Below are 15,321 nucleotides of genomic sequence, written 5' to 3'. Positions count from 1 at the left end.
GGAAAAATGCGCATCGCGCCGGGCTATCGCCCTCTTTACTGTTGTCTGCGGCAAGGTTGCATCATGCAGCACGGACTGACAAGTGAGGATGAAGGCTAAGTGCTATAAGTGGGTTATCGGCCGCGCAGCGGTTTTCTACAGTCGCAATGATGGACGGTTATCCTGCATGCCCTTTGTAGGCGCGAGCTTGCTCGCGAAAATCGTTAACGATAACGCGCCTAACCTGAATGAGCGTGGCGTCCTTGAGTTTTTTCGCGAGCAAGCTCGCTCCTACAGAAGGGCATGGGCAATTCAGGTGGGCAAAAAAAGCCCCGCCAAATTGGCGGGGTTGAGGTACGAGCGTGGCGCTCGGAAATCGGTGCAGCCAGGCCTCCCCGGTGAAGGGGAGGCCCGTTGGGTTACAGCAGGATCGTGCGGATGTCGTTCAGCAACTGGCTCAGGCGCTGGGTGAAACGTGCAGCGGCCGCGCCATTGATCACACGGTGATCGTAGGACAACGACAGCGGCAGCATCAGCTTCGGCTGGAAGGCCTTGCCGTCCCACACAGGCTGGATGGTGGCCTTGGAGACACCGAGGATCGCCACTTCCGGCGCGTTGACGATTGGCGTGAAGCCAGTGCCGCCAATGTGCCCGAGGCTGGAGATGGTGAAGCAGGCACCTTGCATGTCGTCCGGAGTCAGCTTCTTGTCACGGGCCTTGGCAGCCAGTGCAGCCGCTTCGCCAGCCAGCTGCAGCAGGCTCTTCTGGTCGACGTTCTTGATGACCGGTACCAGCAGGCCATCCGGGGTGTCGACCGCAAAACCGATGTGCACGTACTTCTTGCGAATGATCGCTTTGCCGCTGGGTGCCAGCGAACTGTTGAAGTCCGGCAGTTCCTTGAGCAGGTGCGCGCAGGCCTTGAGCAGCAGTGGCAGTACAGTCAGTTTCACGCCGGCCTTCTCGGCCACGGCTTTCTGCGCAACGCGGAAAGCTTCCAGGTCGGTGATGTCGGCCTGGTCGAACTGAGTCACGTGCGGAATGTTCAGCCAGCTGGCGTGCAGACCGGCTGCGCCGATTTGCATCAGGCGGGTCATCGGCACTTCTTCGATTTCGCCGAAGCGGCTGAAGTCCACGGTGCGGATTGGCGGAATGCCCGAGCCACCGGTAGCAGCGCCGGCAGCCGGAGCTTCCTTGGCTTTTTGCATCATGGATTTGACGTAAACCTGTACGTCTTCCTTGAGCACACGACCGTGCGGACCGGTTGGGCTGACTGCGCTCAACTCGACGCCGAACTCACGGGCCAGTTGGCGCACAGCAGGACCGGCATGGGTCTTGGCACCGCTTGGTGCTGGGGCAGCAGCCGGGGCCGGAGCGGCCTCGGCTTTTGCCGCAGGCGCCGGGGCAGCAGCAGGTGCAGCTTCAGCCTTGGCGGCCGGAGCAGCGGCGGCTGGAGCGGCAGCAGCAGGAGCCGCAGCGCCCGCTACTTTCAGCTTGAGGATGAAGTCACCAGTGCCGACTTCGTCTTCCAGCTTCACGGCAATGCTTTCCACCACGCCGGCAGCCGGCGATGGGATTTCCATGGAGGCCTTGTCGGACTCCAGGGTGATCAGCGACTGGTCGGCTTCGACGGTGTCGCCGACTTTAACCAGCAGCTCGATGATCTTGGCCTTGCCCGACGAGCCGATGTCCGGAACGTGAATGTCCTGGACGGTAGCAGCGGCGGCAGGTGCAGCAGCCGGGGCCGCTGGGGCCTCGGCAGCAGCGGCAGGCTTTTCAGCGGGAGCCGGGGCAGCAGCAGGAGCGGCCGCCGCAGGGGCCGCATCAGCGGCACCTTCGATTTCCAGCTCAAGCAGTTCGTCGCCTTCTTTCAAGCGGTCGCCCAGCTTCACTTTCAGGCTTTTGACCACGCCGGCCTTGGGAGCAGGGATTTCCATGCTCGCCTTGTCCGACTCCAGGGTCAGGATGCTCTGGTCGGCTTCGACTTTGTCGCCGACCTTCACAAACAGTTCAATTACTTCACCTTCACCGCTGCCGATGTCAGGTACGCGAATGAGCTCGCTCACAGATAGTCTCCTCAGCAGTCCAGTGGGTTGCGTTTTTCCGGGTTGATCCCGAACTTGACGATGGCATCCGCCACCACCTTGGGTTCGATCTCACCACGGTCAGCCAAGGCTTCCAGGGCTGCCAACACCACGAAGTGACGGTCGACTTCGAAGAAGTGACGCAGCTTCTTGCGGCTGTCACTGCGGCCGAAACCGTCGGTGCCCAGGACTTTGAATTCCTTGGACGGGACCCACTGGCGAATTTGTTCAGCAAACAGTTTCATGTAGTCGGTAGAGGCAATGACTGGACCTTTACGGCCGGCCAGGCACTCTTCGACATAGCTCTTGGCTGGCTTCTGGCCAGGGTGCAGGCGGTTGCTGCGCTCTACGGCCAGGCCGTCGCGACGCAGTTCGTTGAAGCTGGTCACGCTCCACACGTCAGCGCCGACGTTGAACTCTTCACGCAGGATCTTCGCCGCTTCACGCACTTCGCGCAGGATGGTGCCGGAGCCCATCAGCTGTACGTGGTGTGCCGCTTCCTTGGTGTCTTCTTCGAGCAGGTACATGCCCTTGATGATGCCTTCTTCAACACCGGCCGGCATGGCTGGCTGCTGGTAGGACTCGTTCATCACGGTGATGTAGTAGAAAACGTCCTGCTGCTCTTCGGTCATCTTCTTCATGCCGTCCTGGATGATCACCGCCAGCTCGTAGCCGTAGGTTGGATCAAAGGTGCGGCAGTTCGGGATGGTGGCAGCCAGGATGTGGCTGTGACCGTCTTCGTGTTGCAGGCCTTCGCCGTTCAGCGTGGTCCGCCCGGCAGTACCGCCGATCAGGAAGCCACGGGTACGGCTGTCGCCGGCAGCCCAGGCCAGGTCGCCAATGCGCTGGAAGCCGAACATCGAGTAGAAGATGTAGAACGGCAGCATCGGCTGGTTGTGGCTGGAGTACGAAGTACCGGCAGCGATGAAGGAGCTCATGGCGCCCGCTTCGTTGATGCCTTCTTCGAGGATCTGGCCCTTCTTGTCTTCTTTGTAGAACATCACCTGGTCTTTATCGACTGGCTCGTAGAGCTGGCCGACGGAGGAGTAGATGCCCAACTGACGGAACATGCCTTCCATACCGAAGGTACGGGCTTCGTCCGGGATGATCGGGACGATGCGCGGGCCGATTTCCTTGTCCTTGACCAGTTGCGCGAGGATCCGCACGAAGGCCATGGTGGTGGAGATTTCACGGTCGCCCGAACCGTCAAGGATAGCCTTGAGGGTGCTGAGGTCTGGTGTCGGCACACCGAAGCTCTGTGCGCGGCGTTGTGGCACGAAACCGCCCAGGGCAGTGCGACGTTCGCTGAGGTAGCGGGCTTCGGCGCTGTTTGGCTCCGGCTTGAAGAACGGCAGGTTTTCCAGTTCTTCATCCTTGACCGGGATGTCGAAGCGGTCACGGAACAACTTCAGGCTGTCGACATCGACTTTCTTGGTGTTGTGCGCGGTGTTCTTCGCTTCGCCGGCACCGGTGCCATAACCCTTGATGGTCTTGGCCAGGATGACGGTAGGTTGTTCTTTGTGGTTGACCGCTTCGTGGTACGCCGCGTAGACCTTGTACGGGTCGTGGCCGCCACGGTTGAGTTTCCAGATCTCGTCGTCGGACAGGTCTGCAACCATCGCCTTGAGTTCTGGCGTGTTGAAGAAGTGTTCACGTACGAACGCGCCGTCTTTGGCCTTGTAGTTCTGGTATTCGCCGTCGATGACTTCGTCCATGCGACGTTGCAGGATGCCGTCGACGTCCTTGGCCAGCAGTGGGTCCCAGAAACGGCCCCAGATGACTTTGGTCACGTTCCACTGAGCACCGCGGAACACGCCTTCGAGTTCCTGGATGATCTTGCCGTTGCCGCGAACCGGGCCGTCGAGGCGCTGCAGGTTGCAGTTGATGACGAAGATCAGGTTGTCCAGCTTCTCGCGGCCGGCCAGGGAGATTGCGCCCAGGGATTCCGGCTCGTCGCACTCGCCGTCGCCCAGGAAGCACCAGACCTTCTGCTTGCCTTCGGGGATGAAGCCACGGGCTTCCAGGTACTTCATGAAACGTGCCTGGTAGATCGCCTGGATCGGGCCCAGACCCATGGAAACGGTCGGGAACTGCCAGAAGTCAGGCATCAGCCAAGGGTGCGGGTAGGACGACAGGCCGCCACCGTCGACTTCCTGGCGGAAGTTGTTCATCTGGTCTTCGGTGATGCGACCTTCCATGAACGCACGGGCGTAGACGCCTGGCGAGGTGTGACCCTGGAAGTAGATCAGGTCGCCGCCGTGTTCGTCGGTCGGGGCCTGGAAGAAGTAGTTGAAGCCGATGTCATACAGGGTTGCGCTGGAAGCGAAGCTGGAGATGTGACCGCCCAGGTCAGAATCTTTCAAGTTCGTGCGCATAACCATCGCCATCGCGTTCCAGCGTACCAGCGAGCGAATGCGGCGTTCCATGAACAGGTCGCCAGGCATGCGTGCTTCGTGGGTAACAGGGATGGTGTTGCGGTATGGCGTGGTGATGGCGTAGGGCAGTTGCGAGCCGCTGCGGGTCGCGAGTTCGCCCATACGGGTCATCAGGTAGTGAGCACGGTCTTCGCCTTCTTTATCGAGAACCGATTCCAGGGCGTCCAGCCATTCCTGGGTTTCGACGGGATCGAGGTCTTGCATGGCTTGCTCCAGGGCGGAAAGGCTACCAGAATCGGTTGCCTGAAGTTTGCGACTGGCCTTGTGGGCAGACGACATAAATTCTTGGATGGCCGAAGGTTGCTTCGGCGTCCTGTAGTTTTACTACAAATCGTCGGCCATTTCAGCCTTTCGAATGTATATACGAGTAGTAAAACTACACAAGACTGAGCGTATGGCTCGGTCTGGCTGGTGAGCATAATCGTTATTGTTGATCTTTTGCGAACGAGAAAAGGTAGAAGTTTAATGTTGCCTGCCAAAATTAATGTTTTTTCAGCTATTTCTAACTTTTGTTCGACAGTCCTTCATCGCGCGCGGTTCTTGCGTTCACAGCCACAAGCCATTTGCGCGCCGATCAAGGATAGACCATGAGCCTTCCAATGCTGGTTGAACTCCCAGCCATTCTGTTGCCATTTGCGAGCAGGGCCGAGCAGTCATTTCGTGACGCGGTGGCCATGCTGGAGGCCGATCATGGCCTGTCCGCGTGGACGCCGCAACGCTGGGCTGACTTTTCCCGGGTATGCGCTGCCAGTGATTTCGTCATTGAACAGAGTGTTCGTGACCCTTTGATGTTGCTCGAACTGGTGGCCAAGGGCGAGCTGGATCGCGGCTTTGCGCCCGATGAACTGTGCGGGCAGATTGCCGCAGCGGTGCAGCAGGCTGAAACAGAAGAAGAACTGGGCCGCGTGCTGCGTCGCCAACGCACTCGCCAGCAAGTGCGGATTATTTGGCGCGACCTGACCCGACAGGCGGACCTGGTGCAGACCTGCCGTGACCTGTCGGACATGGCCGACGCCAGCATCGACCAGGCGTACCAGTGGTTGTACCAGCGCCACTGCGCGCAATTCGGCATCCCCACCGGCGGGCGCAGCGGCGAGCCGCAGCAGATGGTCATCCTCGGCATGGGCAAGCTGGGCGCGGTGGAGTTGAACCTGTCGTCGGACATCGACCTGATCTTCGCCTACCCCGAGGGCGGCGAGACCGTGGGCGCCAAGCGTGCCCTGGATAACCAGGAGTTCTTTATCCGCCTGGGCCAGAAACTGATCAAGGCCCTGGACCCGATGACCGTCGACGGCTTTGTGTTCCGTGTCGACATGCGCCTGCGGCCCTATGGTTCGGCCGGGGCGCTGGTGCTCAGTTTCAATGCATTGGAGCAGTACTACCAGGATCAGGGCCGCGACTGGGAACGCTACGCGATGATCAAGGCGCGGGTGGTGGCCGGCGATCAACAGGCCGGCGCGCAGTTGCTCGATCTGTTGCGCCCGTTCGTCTATCGGCGCTACCTGGATTTTTCCGCCATCGAAGCGCTGCGCACCATGAAGCAGTTGATCCAGCAGGAAGTGCGGCGCAAGGGCATGGCCGAGAATATCAAGCTGGGCGCTGGCGGCATCCGCGAGGTGGAGTTTATCGCCCAGGCGTTCCAGTTGATCCACGGTGGTCGTGACCTGAGCCTGCAACAACGGCCATTGTTGAAGGTGCTGGGCACCCTGGAAGGCCAGGGCTACCTGCCGCCGGCGGTGATTGCCGAGTTGCGCAGTGGCTATGAGTTCCTGCGCTACACCGAACATGCGATCCAGGCCATCGCCGACCGTCAGACACAGATGCTGCCCAACAATGATGAAGACCAGGCGCGTATTGCGTTCATGCTGGGTTTTGCCAATTGGACCGCGTTCCATGAGCAATTGATGTACTGGCGTGGCCGGGTGGACTGGCATTTCCGCCAGGTGATTGCCGATCCGGACGAAGAGGACGGTGCAGAAAGCGAATTGGTGGTGGGCGGTGAGTGGTTGCCCCTGTGGGAAGAATCCCAAAATGAAGAGGCTGCCTGTCGCCAATTGGCTGAAGGCGGCTTTGCCGACGCGCCCAAGGCCCTGAAAGCCTTGGCCGGCCTGCGCAGCAGCCCGCAACTGCGGGCGATGCAGCGCCTGGGGCGTGAGCGTCTGGACGCATTCATCCCGCGCCTGCTGGCCCAGGCGGTCGAGCACGCCAACCCGGACCTGGTGCTGGAGCGCGTACTGCCGCTGGTAGAAGCCGTTGCCCGACGTTCTGCGTATCTGGTGCTGTTGACGGAAAACCCTGACGCCCTGCGTCGGCTGTTGACCCTATGCGCCGCCAGCCCGTGGATTGCCGAGCAGATCACCCGCTTCCCGTTGCTGCTGGACGAATTGCTTAACGAAGGCCGCCTGTTCAAGCCGCCGTTGGCGCCGGAGTTGGCTGCCGAATTGCGCGAGCGCCTGACGCGTATCCCTGAGGATGATCTTGAGCAGCAGATGGAGGCCTTGCGCCACTTCAAGTTGGCGCACCGCCTGCGGGTCGCGGCGTCGGAAATCGCCGGCAGCCTGCCATTGATGAAAGTCAGCGATTACCTGACCTGGCTCGCCGAGGCGATTCTTGAGCAAGTGCTGGCCCTGGCCTGGCGCCAGACCGTCGCCCGCCATGGTTCGCCGCAGCGGTTGGACGGGACCTTGTGCGATCCGGGCTTCATCATTGTCGGTTATGGCAAGGTTGGTGGTATCGAGCTGGGCCATGGTTCGGACCTGGACCTGGTGTTTATCCATGACGGTGATCCGCAAGCCGAAACCGACGGCGCCAAGCCGATCGACGGTGCGCAGTTCTTTACCCGGCTGGGCCAGCGGATCATTCACCTGTTGACCACCCAGACCAACTCCGGGCAGCTGTACGAAGTGGATATGCGCCTGCGACCTTCTGGCGCATCCGGGCTGCTGGTCAGCTCCCTGGGGGCCTTTGCCCGTTATCAGGAAAACGAGGCCTGGACCTGGGAGCACCAGGCCCTGGTGCGGGCACGGGTGTTGGTTGGCAGCCAGGACGTGGGCCGGGCGTTTGAGGCCGTGCGGGCGCAGGTGCTGGGGCGCACGCAGGACCTGGCGAAGCTGCGCCAGGAGGTCAGCGAGATGCGCGCCAAGATGCGCGACAACCTGGGCACCAAGTCGACCGGGGCCGGCACAGCTGCGAATGCCTTCGAGCCCACGGCGGTGTTCGATCTCAAGCAGGATGCCGGAGGTATCGTCGATATTGAATTTATGGTGCAATACGCCGCTTTGGCGTGGTCTGCGCAACATCCATCGTTGCTGCGCTATACCGATAACATCCGCATCCTGGAAGGCCTGGAGCAGGTCGGGCTGATGCCCGCCGCCGATGCCCACCTGTTGCGTGAGGTGTATAAGGCTTATCGCTCGGCGGCCCATCGCCAGGCCTTGCAGAACGAGGCAGGGGTGGTTGCCGGGGATCAGTTTGCTGACGAACGGCGCCAGGTGAAACGGATCTGGCATGAGCTGGGGCTAAACTGAACCAGATCAACACAGCGACACGATGCTGATGTGGGAGCAGGACTTATGTGGGAGCGGGCTTGCTCGCGATGCAGGCGCTGTGGTCTGTCAGTCAGGCCGCGGCGATGCTATCGCGAGCAAGCCCGCTCCCACACAAGCCTGCACTCACATGAGTACGGTCTTACAGTTATATCGAGGCGGGGAGGCATGAGCCTCCCCGAATCGTTTGTGGAAACTACATGAATATTCTGATCGTTGGGCCCAGTTGGGTCGGTGACATGGTGATGGCGCAGACACTGTTCCAGTGCCTGAAACAGCGTCATCCCGACTGCCAAATCGACGTGCTCGCCCCCGAGTGGAGCCGGCCGATCCTGGAGCGCATGCCCGAGGTGCGCCAGGCCTTGAGCTTCCCGCTCGGCCATGGCGCGCTGGAGCTGGCGACCCGGCGGCGTATCGGCAAGTCCCTGGCCGGCCAGTACGACCAGGCGATCCTGCTGCCCAACTCGATGAAGTCGGCGCTGGTGCCGTTCTTCGCCGGTATCCCCAAGCGCACTGGCTGGCGTGGCGAGTTCCGCTATGGCTTGCTCAATGATGTGCGCAAGCTCGACAAGGCCCGCTACCCGCTGATGATCGAGCGCTTCATGGCCCTGGCCTACGCGCCCGATGCCGAGTTGCCGACGCCGTATCCACGGCCGAGCCTGCAAATCGACCCGGTTACCCGCGATGCGGCCCTGGCCAAGTTCGGCTTGACCCTGGACCGGCCGGTGCTGGCGCTGTGCCCTGGTGCCGAGTTTGGCGAATCCAAGCGTTGGCCGTCGGAGCATTACGCCAAGGTTGCCGAGCTGAAAATCCGCGAAGGCTGGCAAGTCTGGCTGTTTGGCTCGAAAAACGATCATTCGGTGGGTGAAGACATCCGCCAGCGCCTGATCCCCGGCCTGCGCGAAGAAGCGGTCAACCTCAGTGGCGATACCTCGCTGGCCGAGGCCATTGACCTGCTGTCCTGTGCCGATTCGGTGGTGTCCAACGACTCCGGCCTGATGCACGTGGCTGCTGCGCTGAACCGCCCGCTGGTGGCAGTGTATGGCTCCACTTCGCCAGGCTTTACGCCGCCGTTGGCCGACAAGGTCGAAGTGGTGCGCCTGGGCCTCGATTGCAGTCCCTGCTTTGACCGTACCTGCCGTTTCGGTCACTACAATTGCCTGCGCCAATTGCTGCCAGAGCCGGTGACTGAAGCCTTGCAGCGGTTGCAGGGCAACGTGGTCGAGGTTCACTGAGTTGCGGGTACTGGTAATCAAGACCTCATCCCTGGGCGATGTGATTCACGCCTTGCCGGCATTGACCGACGCGGCCCGGGCGATTCCGGGGATTCGTTTCGACTGGGTGGTGGAAGAAGGCTTCGCCGAAATCCCCACCTGGCATCCGGCGGTGGACAAGGTGATCCCGGTGGCGATTCGCCGCTGGCGCAAGAACCTCTGGCAGACCTTCAAGAGCGGCGAGTGGCGGCGCTTCAAGAAGCAGATCCAGTCCACCAAATATGACCTGGTGATCGACGCCCAGGGCTTGCTCAAAAGCGCCTGGCTGACCCGCTATGTGCGGGCACCGGTGGCCGGCTTCGACAAGCAGTCGGCCCGCGAGCCAATCGCCGCACGTTTCTATTCCCGTCGCCTGGCGGTTGCCCGTGGCCAGCATGCGGTTGAGCGCTTACGCCAGTTGTTCGCCGTGGCCCTGGGTTATGACCTGCCCAAGGGGCTGGGGGATTACGGCTTGAGCACCGAAAAACTGCTGGGCCTGCCGCCGAAAAAACCATTCGTGCTGCTGCTTCATGGCACCACCTGGGACACCAAGCATTGGCCCGAAGCCTACTGGCGCGACCTGGCCGAGCGCATGGGCAGCCTGGGCGTGGATGTGAAGTTGCCGTGGGGCAATGCCGCCGAAAAAGCCCGTGCCGAGCGCCTGGCCCAAGGCCTGGCCAACGCCGAAGTGTTGCCTAAATTGAATCTGGCCGGTGTGGCGCGCGTCCTGGCTGGCGCCCGGGCCTGTGTCGCCGTGGATACCGGCCTGGGGCATCTGGCGGCTGCACTGGATGTACCGACGATTTCCCTGTTCGGCCCAACCAACCCGGGCCTGACCGGTGCCTATGGCAAGGCGCAGATCCACTTGGGCAGCGATTTCCCCTGCGCGCCGTGCCTGCAAAAAAAATGTACCTACCAACCGACCGCTGAAGACCAGCGTCGGTTTGATCTCAAGCGCGAGTGGCCACTGTGCTTTACTCGCCTGAACCCTGAGCGTGTGGCCAGCCGACTGAGCACGTTGTTATTGGCTGAGGAGCTGCACTGATGCAACTGGCATTTGTTCTGTACAAATATTTCCCCTTTGGTGGCTTGCAGCGCGACTTCATGCGCATCGCCCTTGAGTGCCAGCAGCGCGGCCACCAGATCCGTGTCTATACCCTGATTTGGGAAGGCGACATCCCGCCAGGTTTTGAAGTGCTGGTGGCGCCGGTCAAGGCGTTCTTCAACCACCGCCGCAACGAGAAGCTGACCGCCTGGATGCAGGCTGACCTGGCCAAGCGCCCGGTGGACCGCTTGATCGGCTTCAACAAAATGCCAGGCCTGGATGTGTACTACGCGGCAGATGGCTGTTTTGAAGACAAGGCGCAAAACCTGCGCCACTCGCTGTACCGCAGTTTTGGTCGCTACCGGCACTTTTCCGAGTACGAGCGCGCGGTGTTTGCCAAGGACGCCAAGACTGAAGTCCTGATGATCTCCGAGGTCCAGCAGCCGTTGTTTATCAAGCATTACGACACGCCGCTTGAGCGCTTCCACCTGTTGCCGCCGGGCATTGCCCAGGATCGTCGGGCGCCGCCGAATGCGGCCGAGATTCGTGCGGGGTTTCGCGCCGAATTCAACCTCGCGGACGACGATTTGCTGCTGGTGCAGATCGGTTCGGGCTTCAAGACCAAGGGCGTGGACCGCAGCCTCAAGGCGCTGGCCGCACTGCCCGCGGATCTGAAAAAACGCACCCGCCTGTTTGTAATTGGCCAGGACGACCCCAAAGTATTCCAATTGCAGAGTGCTACCCTTGGCCTGGGCGACAATGTGCAGTTCCTCAAGGGGCGCAGTGATATCCCGCGTTTTCTGCTGGGCGCCGACCTGTTGATTCACCCGGCGTACAACGAAAATACCGGGACTGTGCTGCTCGAAGCAGTGGTGGCCGGGTTGCCGGTGTTGGTCACGGCAGTGTGCGGGTATGCCCATTACATCAGCGAGGCTGATTGCGGGCGCGTGCTGGACGAGCCGTTCGAACAGGCCCAGCTCAACCACTACCTGGCCGGGATGCTCGGTGATCAGCAGCAACGTGCGGCCTGGAGCCGCAATGGTCTGGCCTTCGCCGAGACGGCCGACCTCTATAGCATGCCGCAGCACGCTGCGGATGTAATTCTGGCGGAGCAACACTGATGAAGTTGATTCTTGCCGAACCGTTCAAAAGCCTTTGGGCCGGACGCGATGCGTTCGCCGAAGTCGAGCTGTTGGACGGCGAGGTTTACCGTGAACTGGAAGCCCGTCGCACCTTGCGTACCGAGGTGGATGGGCGCGGCTACTTTGTGAAAATCCACCGTGGCATCGGCTGGGGTGAAATCTTCAAGAACCTGTTCACCGCCAAATTGCCGGTGCTGGGCGCCGGGCAGGAGTGGCAGGCAATCCAGCGCTTGCACGAAGTTGGCGTACCGACCATGACCGCCGTGGCCTACGGCGAACGCGGCGCCAACCCGGCCGACCAGCATTCCTTTATTGTCACCGAAGAGCTGGCGCCGACCATCAGCCTGGAAGACTTGAGCATGGACTGGCTCAAGCAACCGCCAGAGCCGCGTCTCAAGCGCGCGCTGATTGCCGAAGTAGCGCGCATGACCGGGATGATGCACCGCGCGGGCGTCAACCATCGCGACTGCTACATCTGCCATTTCCTGCTGCACACCGACAAACCGGTGACGGCCGATGACTTCAAACTCTCGGTGATCGACCTGCACCGTGCCCAGGTGCGGCCGCGCATCAGCCAGCGCTGGCGCAACAAGGACCTGGCGGCCCTGTATTTCTCGATCCTGGATATCGGCCTGACCCGCCGCGACAAGTTGCGCTTCCTCAAAGACTACTTCCAGCAACCCCTGCGCCAGATCCTGGCCGAAGAAGGCGCGTTGCTGCAGTGGCTGGAGCGCAAGGCCAGCAAGCTCTATGACCGCAAAGTCCGGTACGGAGGCGCGCTCTGATGGCGGGTTGGAACCTGGAACCTGCTTACTCGGAGCTTGTGGACGATTTTGGTAGCCTCGACGCAGTGTTTGCCCTGCAAGGCGAGCGGCTGACCCGCGACCCGTTGTCCGAAGTGATTCGTGTAGAGCGCGGCGGGGTCAACTATTACGTCAAGCGCTACACCGGCGCCGGCAAAGGCTTGCGCCGTTACCTGGGCAAGCCACGGGTCAAGTCCGAGTGGCAGAACCTCAAGCGCTTCGCCAAGTGGGGCATTCCCACCGCCGAAGTCGTGGCCTGGGGCCTGGAGCGTAAGGGCCTGGCCTATGACCGTGGGGCGATGATCACCCGCGAGTTGCCCAGGACCGAAGACCTGGCAGCCTTGGCCGAGCGCAAGGATCCGCAACTGTCCGACCCGGTGTGGGTCGACAAGGTCAGCCGCCAGCTCGCCGAATACACCCGGACCCTGCACGACCAGCGGTTTACCCACAACGATTTGAAGTGGCGCAACCTGCTGATCGACGACCAGCAGACCCTGTACCTGATCGACTGCCCCAACGGCGACTTCTGGCGCGGGTTCTGGCTCAAGTACCGGATCACCAAGGACCTGGCGTGCCTGGACAAGGTCGCCAAATACCATCTGTCGGCCACCCAACGCCTGCGTTTCTACATGCAATATTGTCGGCGCAAGCACTTGAACGTGTCGGACAAGCAACGGATTCGCCATGTGCTGAAGTTTTTCGAGGGACGCGAATGAACGACTTCCTGGCAACTGAAGACCGGGCCTTGCTGGAACGGCATGGCCTGGCTGATTTCGATGCCCTGTGGGCCAGGCAACTGGATGCGGTGGATGAGCCCAACACCAGTCGCGGCGGCTGGAGCAGCGTGTTTCGCCTGGAGCTGGAAGGCCGTGGCTTTTACCTCAAGCGCCAGAGCAACTACCTGACGCGCACCCTGCATCGGCCGTTGGGCGAGCCGACCTTTGCCCGTGAGTTTCGCAACATTAGCCGCTATCGGCAGAAGGCGATCCCGGCCTTGCAGGCGGCCTTTTATGGGGAGCGCAAAGTCGCCGGCGAATACCGCGCCTTGTTGCTGACCCGCGCGCTGGATGGCTGGAATGACCTGGATTCACTGCTGGAACAGTGGCCGACCCTGAGCGACGCCCAGCACCGCGCAATCCTCGTGGCCTGCGGCCAATTGGCGCGCAAGCTTCATGGTGTCGGCCAGGTGCATGGCTGTTTTTACCCCAAGCATATCTTCCTGCAGGCCACCGGCGACGGTTACGCGGCGCAGTTGATCGACCTGGAAAAAACCCGGCCGCTGTTGCTGGGCCGGCGCGATCGGGTCAAGGACCTTGAGCCGCTGCTGCGCCGCGCCGGGGCGTGGTCGCAAGAGCAAGTACGACAGTTTCTGGCGGCCTACCTCGATCAGCCTCTGGATAGCTCGTTGGTCGATAACTGGGCGCAGCTCCTGGCGGGTCGACGCAGTCACAAGGAGGCCCGTTGATGCGCCTGTCTGAACTCAAAAACGCCGGGCGCACCCCTGCGCTGCCCTTGAGTATTGAGTTGGCGGATGCGGCGGGGCCTGGGCAATTGCAACTGCTGAGCCTGCTGCGGGTGTTGCCGGGCCAGCGTTATGTGGGCGCGGCTATCTGGCGCGGCCGGCCGGTGCTGGCCAAGTTGCTGGTGGGTGGCAGCGCGGCCCGGCATTTCCAGCGTGAACTCCAGGGTGTGCGCCTGCTGGCCGAACAAGGCCTGAGCACGCCGCTGTTGCTGGCTGACGGTCTGCAAGACGGTGAGGGCGGCTGGCTGCTGTTCGAATTTCTCGAAGGCGCACAAAGCCTGGCTGAGGCCTGGGCGGCTGTTGAAACCATGCCGCCTCTGGCGGATGAGCAGCAGGCTGTGTTGGCCGAAGCGCTGGGCGCGATTGCACAGATGCACGCCAAGGGACTGTGGCAGGAAGACCTGCACCTGGACAACCTGATGCGCCAGGGCGAAAAACTGTATTTGATCGATGGTGGCGGGATCTGCGTCGAACAGGCGGGGAACCCCCTGTCACGCAACCGGGTACTGGAAAACCTCGGGGTGTTTTTTGCCCAGTTGCCGAGCAACCTTGAGCCGTTTACCGAAGAATTGCTGGTGCATTACCTGTTAAGCAATGGCGAGCACGCCTTGCCCCTTGAAGCCCTGCAAAAGCAGGTGCGCAAAGTCCGGGCCTGGCGCCTGAAAGACTTCCTGGGCAAGGTTGGCCGCGAATGTACCTTGTTCAGTGTCGTGCGCGGGGCCTTTGGGCTGCGGGCGATTCGTCGTGAAGAAGAAGCGACCCTGCTGCCGGTACTGGCGCAGGTCGATGCGTTTATCGACCAGGGCCAAATGTACAAGGCCGGCGCCTCGGCCACGGTGGCCGGGGTGGATGTCGCGGGCCGTCCGCTGGTGATCAAGCGTTACAATATCAAGGGCTTTGCCCACTGGCTCAAGCGCTTCTGGCGACCAAGCCGCGCCTGGCACGCCTGGTGCGAAGGCAACCGCCTGGCGTTCCTGGGAATCGCCACACCCAAGCCGCTGGCACTCCTGGAGCGGCGGTTTTTCTGGCTGCGCAGCCGGGCTTACCTGGTGACGGAACACTTGACCGGGCCGGACCTGATTGAGCATCTGGCGCCGTACGTGGAAAACGGCGAGGTGCCCGAGCCTGAACTGCTGGCCCTGGAGCGCTTGTTTGGCGAACTGATTCGTGAGCGGATCAGTCATGGTGATTTCAAGGGACGCAATCTGTTCTGGCAGGAGGGGCGCTGGGTGATGATTGACCTGGACTCGATGTGCCAGCATGGATCCCTAGGCAGTTTCGCCCCGGCGTTTGCCAAGGATCGCGCGCGGTTTATGCGCAATTGGCCTGAGAGTAGCGCGCTTTACCGGGTAATTGATCAGCGTTTGCCCAAGGGGATCGCGCCTGATTAATGTTTTGACTAAGTTGCACTCTGGACTTTATTTCTCGGGGTTAATAAGTTGTGCCGGTACTTGGTGGGTTTGTCTGTCTGGATAATTTCATCAAGTGTCCGGTGACTTAATCTTGGGAGTGTGCA

10 protein-coding genes are annotated in these 15,321 nt (G+C 61.4%); 8 read left to right on the top strand and 2 right to left on the bottom strand.

What is annotated here, in order from left to right; all coding sequences use genetic code 11:
• Nucleotides 1-398 precede the first annotated feature (398 nt).
• Both aceF and aceE read right to left on the bottom strand, forming a co-directional pair.
• Nucleotides 399-2,042 (bottom strand): dihydrolipoyllysine-residue acetyltransferase, encoded by a 1,644-nt coding sequence (aceF, locus tag BFQ03_RS09050; protein ID WP_065942900.1) that lies wholly within the window; start codon nucleotides 2,040-2,042, stop codon nucleotides 399-401.
• Nucleotides 2,043-2,053: 11 nt separating this feature from the next.
• Nucleotides 2,054-4,699 (bottom strand): pyruvate dehydrogenase (acetyl-transferring), homodimeric type, encoded by a 2,646-nt coding sequence (aceE, locus tag BFQ03_RS09045; protein ID WP_032862120.1) that lies wholly within the window; start codon nucleotides 4,697-4,699, stop codon nucleotides 2,054-2,056.
• Nucleotides 4,700-5,082: 383 nt separating this feature from the next.
• Between aceE and glnE the strand changes: the two genes are divergently transcribed.
• The 8 genes from glnE to BFQ03_RS09005 all read left to right on the top strand — a co-directional run bounded on the left by glnE (nucleotide 5,083) and on the right by BFQ03_RS09005 (nucleotide 15,196).
• Nucleotides 5,083-8,022 (top strand): bifunctional [glutamate--ammonia ligase]-adenylyl-L-tyrosine phosphorylase/[glutamate--ammonia-ligase] adenylyltransferase, encoded by a 2,940-nt coding sequence (glnE, locus tag BFQ03_RS09040; RefSeq protein WP_032862118.1) that lies wholly within the window; start codon nucleotides 5,083-5,085, stop codon nucleotides 8,020-8,022.
• 218 nt (nucleotides 8,023-8,240) lie between these two features.
• Nucleotides 8,241-9,275 carry a lipopolysaccharide heptosyltransferase II gene (gene waaF / locus BFQ03_RS09035; RefSeq protein WP_032862117.1) on the top strand — a complete coding sequence of 345 codons (1,035 nt, stop codon included), beginning with the start codon at nucleotides 8,241-8,243 and terminating at the stop codon, nucleotides 9,273-9,275.
• Nucleotide 9,276: 1 nt separating this feature from the next.
• Entirely contained in the window at nucleotides 9,277-10,338 is a 1,062-nt protein-coding gene (waaC, locus tag BFQ03_RS09030; protein WP_032862116.1) for a lipopolysaccharide heptosyltransferase I, read from the top strand.
• Nucleotides 10,338-11,459: a glycosyltransferase family 4 protein gene (locus BFQ03_RS09025; RefSeq protein WP_065942899.1), complete on the top strand. Its 1,122-nt coding sequence runs from the start codon at nucleotides 10,338-10,340 to the stop codon at nucleotides 11,457-11,459. Before waaC ends, BFQ03_RS09025 begins: the two co-directional genes overlap by 1 nt.
• On the top strand, nucleotides 11,459-12,265 hold the full coding sequence (gene rfaP, locus BFQ03_RS09020) for a lipopolysaccharide core heptose(I) kinase RfaP (RefSeq protein WP_032862113.1): 807 nt from the start codon (nucleotides 11,459-11,461) through the stop codon (nucleotides 12,263-12,265). The genes BFQ03_RS09025 and rfaP overlap by 1 nt, the downstream gene beginning before the upstream one ends.
• Nucleotides 12,265-12,999, top strand: coding sequence for a lipopolysaccharide kinase InaA family protein (locus BFQ03_RS09015; RefSeq protein WP_065942898.1), 735 nt, complete (start codon nucleotides 12,265-12,267; stop codon nucleotides 12,997-12,999). The genes rfaP and BFQ03_RS09015 overlap by 1 nt, the downstream gene beginning before the upstream one ends.
• Nucleotides 12,996-13,748 (top strand): lipopolysaccharide kinase InaA family protein, encoded by a 753-nt coding sequence (locus BFQ03_RS09010; RefSeq protein ID WP_032862110.1) that lies wholly within the window; start codon nucleotides 12,996-12,998, stop codon nucleotides 13,746-13,748. Before BFQ03_RS09015 ends, BFQ03_RS09010 begins: the two co-directional genes overlap by 4 nt.
• A complete protein-coding gene (locus BFQ03_RS09005) occupies nucleotides 13,748-15,196 on the top strand; it encodes a lipopolysaccharide kinase InaA family protein (protein ID WP_032862108.1) in 1,449 nt (482 codons plus the stop codon). Before BFQ03_RS09010 ends, BFQ03_RS09005 begins: the two co-directional genes overlap by 1 nt.
• Nucleotides 15,197-15,321: the final 125 nt, after the last annotated feature.

It is taken from the genome of Pseudomonas sp. 25 R 14 (genome assembly GCF_900004755.1).
In the GTDB taxonomy this organism is placed as follows: Bacteria; Pseudomonadota; Gammaproteobacteria; order Pseudomonadales; family Pseudomonadaceae; genus Aquipseudomonas; species Aquipseudomonas brenneri.
The sequence above is the reverse complement of the archived record's forward strand: the minus strand, read 5'-3'. Positions and strand labels throughout refer to the sequence as shown.

What these genes read in the sequence shown, in the direction of transcription:
- BFQ03_RS09015 (WP_065942898.1), top strand. Translation starts at nt 12,265, where the DNA reads ATGGCGGGTTGGAACCTGGAACCTGCTTACTCGGAGCTTGTGGACGAT.
- aceE (WP_032862120.1), bottom strand. Translation starts at nt 4,699, where the DNA reads ATGCAAGACCTCGATCCCGTCGAAACCCAGGAATGGCTGGACGCCCTG.
- BFQ03_RS09025 (WP_065942899.1), top strand. Translation starts at nt 10,338, where the DNA reads ATGCAACTGGCATTTGTTCTGTACAAATATTTCCCCTTTGGTGGCTTG.
- BFQ03_RS09005 (WP_032862108.1), top strand. Translation starts at nt 13,748, where the DNA reads ATGCGCCTGTCTGAACTCAAAAACGCCGGGCGCACCCCTGCGCTGCCC.
- BFQ03_RS09010 (WP_032862110.1), top strand. Translation starts at nt 12,996, where the DNA reads ATGAACGACTTCCTGGCAACTGAAGACCGGGCCTTGCTGGAACGGCAT.
- waaF (WP_032862117.1), top strand. Translation starts at nt 8,241, where the DNA reads ATGAATATTCTGATCGTTGGGCCCAGTTGGGTCGGTGACATGGTGATG.
- rfaP (WP_032862113.1), top strand. Translation starts at nt 11,459, where the DNA reads ATGAAGTTGATTCTTGCCGAACCGTTCAAAAGCCTTTGGGCCGGACGC.
- glnE (WP_032862118.1), top strand. Translation starts at nt 5,083, where the DNA reads ATGAGCCTTCCAATGCTGGTTGAACTCCCAGCCATTCTGTTGCCATTT.